At 63.9% G+C, this 8,745-nt stretch carries 7 protein-coding genes and 2 tRNA genes; 8 read left to right on the forward strand and 1 reads right to left on the reverse strand.

Translation table 11 applies throughout. The features are described 5' to 3' along the window. Window positions 1-44 precede the first annotated feature (44 nt). Window positions 45-121: transfer RNA gene (locus tag ACYPYD_RS01920), tRNA-Met, on the forward strand. Window positions 122-168: 47 nt separating this feature from the next. Then, window positions 169-699, forward strand: a complete 531-nt coding sequence (locus ACYPYD_RS01925; protein ID WP_459661864.1) for a hypothetical protein — start codon at window positions 169-171, stop codon at window positions 697-699. A 189-nt stretch (window positions 700-888) separates the two neighbouring features. On the opposite strand, the gene rtcR is transcribed toward ACYPYD_RS01925, so the two are convergent. Further along, the gene (gene rtcR, locus ACYPYD_RS01930) at window positions 889-2,475 is read right to left on the reverse strand and encodes an RNA repair transcriptional activator RtcR (protein ID WP_459661865.1); all 1,587 of its coding nucleotides are present in this window, start codon (window positions 2,473-2,475) and stop codon (window positions 889-891) included. Between the two features lie 268 nt (window positions 2,476-2,743). On the opposite strand from rtcR, the gene ACYPYD_RS01935 reads away from it, so the two are divergent. The 6 genes from ACYPYD_RS01935 (at window position 2,744) to ACYPYD_RS01960 (ending at window position 8,719) form a co-directional block, all read left to right on the forward strand. After that, entirely contained in the window at window positions 2,744-4,291 is a 1,548-nt protein-coding gene (locus ACYPYD_RS01935; RefSeq protein WP_459661866.1) for a vWA domain-containing protein, read from the forward strand. A 19-nt stretch (window positions 4,292-4,310) separates the two neighbouring features. Next, window positions 4,311-4,376 (forward strand) — tRNA-Ser (locus tag ACYPYD_RS01940). Window positions 4,377-4,767: 391 nt separating this feature from the next. Continuing rightward, window positions 4,768-5,994 carry an RtcB family protein gene (locus tag ACYPYD_RS01945; protein WP_459661867.1) on the forward strand — a complete coding sequence of 409 codons (1,227 nt, stop codon included), beginning with the start codon at window positions 4,768-4,770 and terminating at the stop codon, window positions 5,992-5,994. A 42-nt stretch (window positions 5,995-6,036) separates the two neighbouring features. After that, the gene (rtcA, locus tag ACYPYD_RS01950) at window positions 6,037-7,053 is read left to right on the forward strand and encodes an RNA 3'-terminal phosphate cyclase (RefSeq protein ID WP_459661868.1); all 1,017 of its coding nucleotides are present in this window, start codon (window positions 6,037-6,039) and stop codon (window positions 7,051-7,053) included. Between the two features lie 428 nt (window positions 7,054-7,481). Next, window positions 7,482-7,970: a hypothetical protein gene (locus ACYPYD_RS01955; RefSeq protein ID WP_459661869.1), complete on the forward strand. Its 489-nt coding sequence runs from the start codon at window positions 7,482-7,484 to the stop codon at window positions 7,968-7,970. After that, entirely contained in the window at window positions 7,967-8,719 is a 753-nt protein-coding gene (locus ACYPYD_RS01960; protein WP_459661870.1) for an RtcB family protein, read from the forward strand. The genes ACYPYD_RS01955 and ACYPYD_RS01960 overlap by 4 nt, the downstream gene beginning before the upstream one ends. Window positions 8,720-8,745 lie beyond the last annotated feature (26 nt).

Below are 8,745 nucleotides of genomic sequence, written 5' to 3' on the forward strand. Positions count from 1 at the left end.
ACAAACAAAACACTCCCGGGCTGAAAACCAGCCCCATATGGTGACGCGGGGTGGAGCAGCCCGGTAGCTCGTCAGGCTCATAACCTGAAGGTCGTAGGTTCAAATCCTACCCCCGCAACCAAACATTACAACAACTTAGCAGACATACGCCGCGCCGAGCAAAAAGCCGTGTCCGCAACAGGTCCGTTTTATAACGCTGACGGAAAGGTTGATGAGCCAACCGATGTTGACCCGAAGAATCTCTGCGGCGGCACGCTCAATCCTGCCTGCGATCCGGTAACAGGTCTCGCTCCGGATCCTTCGCGCTCCGATTGCATGCTTGCCACCGTTGGGCTGGTTCACATGCTGTCGCATGGCGGTGTGGTGCGGATTTGCGGCGAGGATGTATCGCTCGCTTATGCCAAGCCATATACCTTGGACCCTGACTGGCACTGGGACGGCAAGCTGGACCGCGAGCGCACCTCGAGCGTGGCGTTTCAGTCGATGCGGTCTGAAGCAGGTATGGCCACGGCGTGGGCTGTAGCCTCGGATGGGGTCTATCGCTTCGGTACTGCGCCACTTCCTCAATTCAGCCCGTTCCCCAAACGCAGGCTTGGCGATGCTGTAGACAGGTCCCACCCCGAATACATCCTAATCCCAACTGATATGAACCAACGCCATTCCCTGAGTGGGAGAAGTTTCATCCTCGTGCCCCGCTGAAGGCCTGTCCGAGCGCTAATCCACCCATCTCGGCGATTCGGGAGGCCGCCGGCCGCACTCCATACCGGCCTGTAGGTACCCGCCGCTCGCAAAGGGAAGCAGGTCGATTGGGCACTACTCTTGCAGCCCGTTGAACAGTCGCTCAGCGGAAATACGGCCTTACCGTCATTTGGAACGGTGTAAGGATCATCATCGCAAGCTGGTGAACTCCAATTCGAAACGCGCCAGATACTTGCGCAGGCGGTCTGCATCGTTGGTACTGGCGCGGCGCTCGCGCGAAGCAGCGAATAGCCGCCGCCCCGCATCAGACAAGGAAGCGCTTTCGCGGCAGACCGCCACGACATATGCAAGCTGGACGCGGTCGAACGGGTCGATGGCGGCGACCTGCTCCGCGCTCAAAACGTTGGAGAGCCCATCTTCGCTGCTCCTCCCTCCGGACCACAGGCGCTCCAGCCTTGCCACCTCGCTATCGACTGTAGCGACGTCGATGCGACCCTTCGGTGCGAAGGTCGCCATTCGGGTAACGCTGGCGGCAAGGTCGCGGAAGTTGCCGTTCCAGGTCGCCGCCGGCGAGGTGGCAAAGGCAAGAAAGCGGGCGCGGGCTTCCTTGTTGAATGACACGCGCTCGCCCTCGCGCTCGGCATGACGATCGAGTTCGTAGTCGAGGTTCGGTTCAATGTCCTCGCGCCGCCGGGCAAGACCCGGAAGCGTGAAAGTCCAGAGGTTGAGGCGGGCGTAGAGATCCTCGCGGAAAGTGCCCTCGGCGACGCAGCGGGCAAGGTCGCGGTTGGTCCCTGCAATCAGTTGGAAGTCGCTGGCGACTTCACTGTCGGCACCGACCGGCAGGAAGCGCTTGTCCTCGATCGCGCGCAGGATCATCGCCTGCTCGTCGAGACCAAGTTCGCCGATCTCGTCGAGGAAGAGGATGCCCTTGTCGGCGCTGCGCAGCAGGCCGGCGCGGTCGGCGGCGGCGCCGGTGAAGGCGCCCTTGCGGTGGCCGAACAGCGCCGACATCGCGCTGTCTCCGCGCAAGGTGGCACAGTTCACCTCGACGAACGGGCCCGAGACCTGACGCTTCACTTTCTTGAGATCATGGATGCGTCGGGCAAGCTGGCTCTTGCCCGCCCCTGTCGGCCCCATCAGCAGGATCGGCGCGCGCGTGCGTGAGGCGACCTGCTCGATTTCGTCGATCATGGCGTTGAAGGCAGGATTGCGCGTCTCGATCCCGGATTTCAGGAACGAGGTGCCGGTTGCGCGATCCTCGGCAAAACGGGTGGCGATGGAATCGTAGCGTGACAGATCGAGATCGATGACGCTCCAGCTTCCGGGCGCGGTGCCGTCGGTCCGGCGGCTCGGCTGGGTCTGGAGCAGACGCCCGGGCAGATAATGCGCCTCCGTCAGCAGGAACAGGCAAATCTGCGCGACGTGGGTGCCGGTGGTGATATGGACCAGCACGTCTTCCGCTTCCGGATCAAGCGGCAGGGTGCGCGTGAAATCCAGCAGCTTGCCGTAGACCTCCTCGAAGTCCCAGGCATCGGCGAAGTCTATGACATGGCGCTCCACCGTGGTCTCGGGAGAGACTGCGGCGACATCGGTGGCGACATATTCGGCAAGGCGGCTGTGCGCGCTGCCGTGGATCATCACGAACCGATCGACACGCAAGTCTTCATGCATGGCCAGCGCGACCGAGGGGCGCCACTTCATCCAGCGCGAGGGACCAAACTTGGACGCGTCCAGCGTGGAGCCGAGAAAGCCGATGACGGTAAGCGGTTTCATGATCCAAGCAGATAATTGCTTATATGCTAATATACAAATTTTCGGGGCAGCGCTGACGGCCTATTTCTCCCAAGAACCACAATTCCGTCAAAATTTCCCAGTTTTTCGGGATTTCTGAATTATTTTTGGCCTTCCCGATCGGTTTGGCACGCCTCCTGCAAATCAAGTGGCGTCGGGTCGGTCGAACAGCCCGGCAGCAGGAAACGGGAAAGCGGGGCGGCCGGAATGGGCCGGCTGCCTCCACTCCCCGCAAAGAAGGAATTTCGCCATGGCTTTCAAGCGCCTTTTCGCCAGCACCGCATCGCGGTTCCTGCCGCGCGCCGATCCCGTGAACGAGGCGGGCGGCGTGGCCTATTCCTATGGCCCGGAAGCGAAGCTTGCGCAGCTGGCCGCCACCGGCACGTTGTCGGACGGCTTCTATTCAGGCGCCGAGGCGCAACTGGCCGACGTGCTCGCCGCCGTGCAGGACGTCTCGCCCGAGTTCGTCGCCAGGGCTGCGGTCTATGCCCGCAAGTCCGGCGCGATGAAGGACATGCCGGCGCTGCTTACGGCGTATCTGACGATGGCCGAACCCGACCTTGCCCCGTGCGTCTTCGCGCGCGTGATCGACAACGGCCGCATGCTGCGCACGTTCGTGCAGATCATGCGCTCGGGTCAGGTCGGGCGCCGGTCCCTCGGCACGCGGCCCAAGCGGCTCGTGAAGGCGTGGCTGGAACAGGCCTCCATGGCGCAGCTGATGGCAGCGGCAACGGGCAACGATCCCTCGCTGGCGGACATCGTGAAGATGGTCCACCCGGCCCCGGCCTCGGCCGAGCGGCGCGCGTTCTATGGCTGGCTGATCGGCAAGCCCTATGACACCGCCGCGTTGCCGGCCGAGATCGCCGCTTTCGAGGCGTGGAAGCGGGAGCCTTCGCAGCCCCTGCCGCCGGTGCCGTTCGAATGGCTGACCGCGTTCCCGCTCTCGGCAGAGCAGTGGGGCGAACTGGCTGCTCGCATGGGCTGGCAGGCGCTGCGGATGAATCTCAACACCCTTGCCCGCAACGGTGCCTTCACGGTGCCGGGCGTCAGCGAGGCAGTGGCAGCGCGGCTCGGCGATGCCGGGGCGCTCGGCAAGGCGCGGGTCATGCCCTATCAGCTCATGATCGCCATGGGCCAGGTCGGGGATGGCGTGCCGCTGGTGGTTCAGGCTGCGCTGGAAACGGCGCTGGAGGCTTCGCTGGCCAAGGTGCCGGTGCTTGGCGGCAATGTCGTCGTATGCCCGGACGTGTCCGGGTCGATGTCGGCGCCGGTCACCGGGTATCGCAAGGGCGCCAGCTCGAAAGTGCGGTGCATCGATGTCGCGGCGCTGGTCGCGGCGGCGATGCTGCGCGGCAACCGCAAGGCCCGTGTGCTGCCGTTTGAGTGCAACGTGGTTCGGCTCACGCTCGATCCCATGGCGAGGGTCGCGGTCAATGCCGCGAAGCTGGCCGCAGTAGGCGGTGGCGGCACCAGCGTCTCGGCCCCGCTGGCCCTGCTCAATCGCGAGCGGGCGAAAGTGGATACGGTGGTGATCGTCTCGGACAACGAATCCTGGGTCGATCCCTCGCGCCGGGGCGCAACCGCGACGATGGCGGAGTGGAACAGGCTGAAGGCCCGCAACCCGGGCGCGAAGCTGATCTGCATCGACATCGCGCCCTATGGCACCACTCAGGCGAAAAGCCGTGACGACATCCTGAATGTCGGCGGCTTCACCGACGCGGTGTTCGACGCGATGGCGCGCTTTGCTTCCGGGCAGACGCGCGATTGGACCCAATTCGTGAACGAAACGGAGGTTTGAAGAAGGATCAGGTATCGCGGCGAATGCCGGGCAGGACTACATTGTCACTGTGGATGTCGCAGGTTCGAATCCTGCCCGTCTCGCAACGGACGGTAGCTCAGCGGTAGAGCACCAGCCCTTCGGGGCATGTCCTGTCCAATTTTCGTCGCCGCGACACCGGGTTCCGGCCGTGGCGAATGCCGGTGGGACTACATGGGCACCACACGAAGGTCCGACGAGTAAAGCGCCTCTTGCCCCGCTTGCGGGAAAGAGGAGATGCGGGTTCGAATCCCGCCTTGCCATGTAGCTTAAGGACCGCGTCTCACCACTTCTGGTCGCCACGGCCGACCTTCCTCTTGCAGCTGGCGAATGCCGGCGGGACTACATCGGGTAAAGGCCGAAAGGCCGAGCGGTTCGACTCCGCCCTTGAAGAAATTCAGGGTGTCTCGCTAAACCTCGTCGCCAGCACCTATGACGTATTTTCAAGGAGATCGGCCATGACCGACACCAGTTTCGAATTGCGGCAGGTCGAGGGCGGCGTGCCGGTGAAGATGTGGACCCGCGGCGTGCCCGTGGACGACAAGGCGCACGACCAGCTCGCTCGCGCGGCGAAAATGCCTTTCGTGTTCCGCCATGTGGCTGCCATGCCCGACGTCCATGTCGGCATCGGCGCCACCGTCGGCTCGGTGATCCCGACCAGGGGCGCGGTAATCCCGGCCGCCGTGGGCGTGGACATCGGCTGCGGCATGATGGCCGCGCGCACCTCGCTGATGGCGCATGACCTGCCCGACAGCCTGGAGGGCATCCGCTCCGCCATCGAGCAAGCGGTGCCGCACGGACGCTCGGTGGGACGCGGCAAGCGCGACCATGGCTCATGGGGCTCGCCGCCGCCGGGCGTGGTCGAGGCCTGGGCCACGCTCGCAGTGCGCTTCGAGCGGCTGTGTGACAAGCATCCGCGCCTCAAGAACACCAACAACCTCACGCATCTGGGCACGCTGGGCACCGGCAACCACTTCATCGAGCTGTGCCTTGACGAAGAGGCGCGCGTGTGGGTGATGCTGCATTCCGGATCGCGCGGGGTGGGCAACGCCATCGGCTCGTTCTTCATCGAACTGGCGAAGCAGGACATGCGCAAGTGGCACATCAACCTGCCGGACGAGGATCTCGCCTACTTCCCGGAAGGGACCGACCACTTCGACGATTACGTCGAGGCGGTGGGCTGGGCGCAGGACTTCGCCGCGCTCAACCGGCGGATGATGATGGGCAACGTGATCGCGGCCTTGCGCGGGCAGATCGCCAAGCCTTTCGAGGCGGAGCTGGAGGCGGTGAACTGCCACCACAACTACGTGACCCGGGAGAACCACTTCGGCGAGAACGTGCTCGTCACCCGCAAGGGCGCGGTGCGCGCGGCGAAGGGGGTTATGGGCATCATCCCGGGCTCGATGGGCGCGAAATCGTTCATCGTGCGCGGGCTCGGCAACCCCGAGAGCTTCGACAGCTGCTCGCACGGGGCAGGCCGGGTGATGAGCCGCACACAGGCTAAGAAGCTCGTCTCGTTGGAGGAGCACGTGGCCGATACGGCGGGCGTTGAATGCCGCAAGGACGAAGGCGTCATCGACGAGACGCCCCGCGCTTACAAGCCGATCGAGGCGGTCATGGCAGCCCAGGCCGACCTCGTCGAGATCGTCCATACCTTGAAGCAGGTGGTCTGCGTGAAGGGGTGATCCCCCTTCACGCGGGCTGCCACTCCAGTATCAGAGACTATCATGATCGAGATCGACGGTTCGGAAGGTGAAGGTGGCGGGCAGGTGGTGCGCAATTCGTGCGCGCTCTCGCTCGTCACTGGCACTCCGTTTCGCATTACCAATGTGCGCGGCGGGCGCTCGAAGCCGGGGCTGATGCGTCAACATGTCACCGCCGTGGAGGCGGCGGCGCGGATCGGCGGTGCAGAGGTCGTCGGCGCCGCCGTGGGTTCAGACACGCTCGAATTCCGCCCCGGCGCCGTGCAACCCGGCGAGTACCGTTTCGCGGTGGGCACGGCGGGCAGCACTGGGCTTGTCCTGCAGACGGTGCTGATGCCGCTGGCGCTGGCCGACCGGCCTTCGCGCCTGATGCTGGAAGGCGGCACCCACAACATGCTGGCCCCGCCGTTCGACTTCATCGAGCGCACGTTCCTGCCCGTCATCAACCGCATGGGCCCGAAGGTGGAGGCGCGCCTCGTCCGTCACGGCTTCTACCCGCGCGGCGGCGGGCGGATCGAGGTGGACATCACCCCGGCCCCGCTCACCCCGCTGGAATGCCTCGACAGCGGCGGGTTCGACGGCGGATCGGCGCAGGTGCTGTTCACCGGCCTGCCGTTCGAGATCGCCGAGCGCATGATCGCGCGGCTACGCAGGGAACTGCCCGACTGGCCCGGCGAAGCCTTCGCCGTACGCGAACTTCCGGCCGACCAGGGTCCCGGCGTCATCCTCATGATCGAAGCGCGCAAGGCCCATGTGACCGAGATCGCCAGCGGCTTCGGCCAGCTCGGCGTCCCCGCCGAACGGCTTGTCAAGACGGCGGCGGGCCGTCTGAAAGGCTACGTCGCGTCGCAGGCCTTCGCGGGTCCGTACCTTGCCGACCAACTGGTGCTGCCCTTCGCCCTGGCGGGCGGCGGCGCGTTCACCACGGTAAAGCCGAGCGGCCATCTCATTACGGCCATCGAACTGGCGCAGCGTTTTCTTGGCAAGACTATCACGCTGGAGCAGGAGGCGCCTGGACGGCACCTCGTCGGATTCACGTAAGACGATGGATGTCGGCAATTAGCGAGCCTCAGATGACAAACAAAACTTGGGCATTGATAGTGGAAGTGAATCAGGCGGGCCAGGAAACGCCAAATTGCCGAACGGGAATCTGTTAAGGGCCGGCGGATGATGGGATCCTTCGTCCGGCTCGATTGCGTCGGGACGTGGGCCTTGCGTCTATCGGCAATCTGCAATAAATGGACCCCAGCCAATATCGGCCTGTTTTTGAACGAGGAAAGGAGAAGAACATGCGCGCAGCATTCGACCGCGACGAAAAAAACTTCTTATTTCCCTGTGTTCAGGAACAGATTGCATGGGCAACTGCCTCAAAGGCGACACTGCTCGCCTGATTGCTTTTCGCGGCTTTCGCGCCGCTGATTTTTCCAGACTCGCCGCTGTCGTCACTCCTCGCTTCGGGGAGCCTCGTCATGCGTGATGACATGTTCAAGGTGATCGTCGAGCGCCCCCGTTGGGGCGCGAGCCACGCCGCTTCTCCCAAATTGAAAAGGATGCCTTACGCCGAAGCGCGCCATATCGGGCTCAAGCGCCATGCCCGCATCGGTGCGCCCTACACCAAGTCATTGAATGAGAACCTCGCTCCGTTGGTCCGCTACCTGCGGCGCCAGCGCGGGCGCCGGTGGGACGCCGTCTTCACTGAGATCTGCGCCAAGCTCGACACGGGCAGCACGGTCAAGATGCATGTGCGCCAACATATCGAGGATTTCGTGCTGACTCGGATTTCGATCGGGCGTTATGGCGAATGGATGTTCGAAGGCCAGGTTCTAGGTCGCCGGGGCCAGTGGTTCCGGCGTCGCGAGCTGTTTGTCGATCCGCGTGACGGGGTTCTCAAGGACATTGCCGTGCTTGAGGCGATCCTGCTCTCCGGAATGGTCAATGACCATGGAGGCGCACAATGACTCCGATTTCCCTAATCGCTAACGATCCCTCGCGGTTCGATCCGCTGTCACTCGACCAGCTCCAGGCGACGGCAGATTACGAGGGTATGGCACGCGTTGTCGGCCTGCCTGATCTCCACGCTGGCAATGGTATTGCCGTAGGGGCGGCCTTCTGGTCGCGGAATCGCATCTGGCCCCATCTGGTGGGCAGCGACATCGGCTGCGGCATGGCCTTGTGGGAAACCACTGCGCCATTGCGCAAGTTCCGGCTCGGCAGCGTGGAGCGCAAACTGCAAGGGCTGGACGCGCCTTGGCCGGGCGATGGCGTGGTGGCCCTGAAAGAGGCCGGATTGCCGCCCGATCTGGCCAGCCCCGCGCTGGGTACCATTGGCGGGGGAAACCATTTCGTTGAATTCCAGCGGATCGAGACGGTGGCGGACGACACACGATTCGCGGCTCTTGGTCTGCGGCAAGACAGGGTCTGGATGATGGTGCACAGTGGCTCGCGAGGCCTCGGGCAAGCCGTCCTGCACGCCCATCGACAGGCGGAAATCAGCCATGGGATACCTGCAGACAGCCCGGAAGCCGCGGCCTACCTTGCCGAGCATGACGCCGCGCTGGGATGGGCGATTGTGAACCGTCGGATCATCGCCCGGCGCTTCTGCGAAAGTCTAGCCCAACTTGAACAGTGCTTTCGGAAAAGGCATTTTTATTCAATGATATGCGCGCGCCGACGCAGGTGTTACCACTACATTTTCGGGATCGGTTGAGCTTGCAAAAGCTCAGGTTTCCGGCG

The organism is Novosphingobium sp. 11B (assembly GCF_054589055.1).

Bases quoted from the DNA above. Each gene is read 5' to 3' on its own strand.
- rtcR (WP_459661865.1), bottom strand. From the start codon at position 2,475: ATGAAACCGCTTACCGTCATCGGCTTTCTCGGCTCCACGCTGGACGCG.
- ACYPYD_RS01935 (WP_459661866.1), top strand. From the start codon at position 2,744: ATGGCTTTCAAGCGCCTTTTCGCCAGCACCGCATCGCGGTTCCTGCCG.
- ACYPYD_RS01945 (WP_459661867.1), top strand. From the start codon at position 4,768: ATGACCGACACCAGTTTCGAATTGCGGCAGGTCGAGGGCGGCGTGCCG.
- rtcA (WP_459661868.1), top strand. From the start codon at position 6,037: ATGATCGAGATCGACGGTTCGGAAGGTGAAGGTGGCGGGCAGGTGGTG.
- ACYPYD_RS01955 (WP_459661869.1), top strand. From the start codon at position 7,482: ATGCGTGATGACATGTTCAAGGTGATCGTCGAGCGCCCCCGTTGGGGC.
- ACYPYD_RS01960 (WP_459661870.1), top strand. From the start codon at position 7,967: ATGACTCCGATTTCCCTAATCGCTAACGATCCCTCGCGGTTCGATCCG.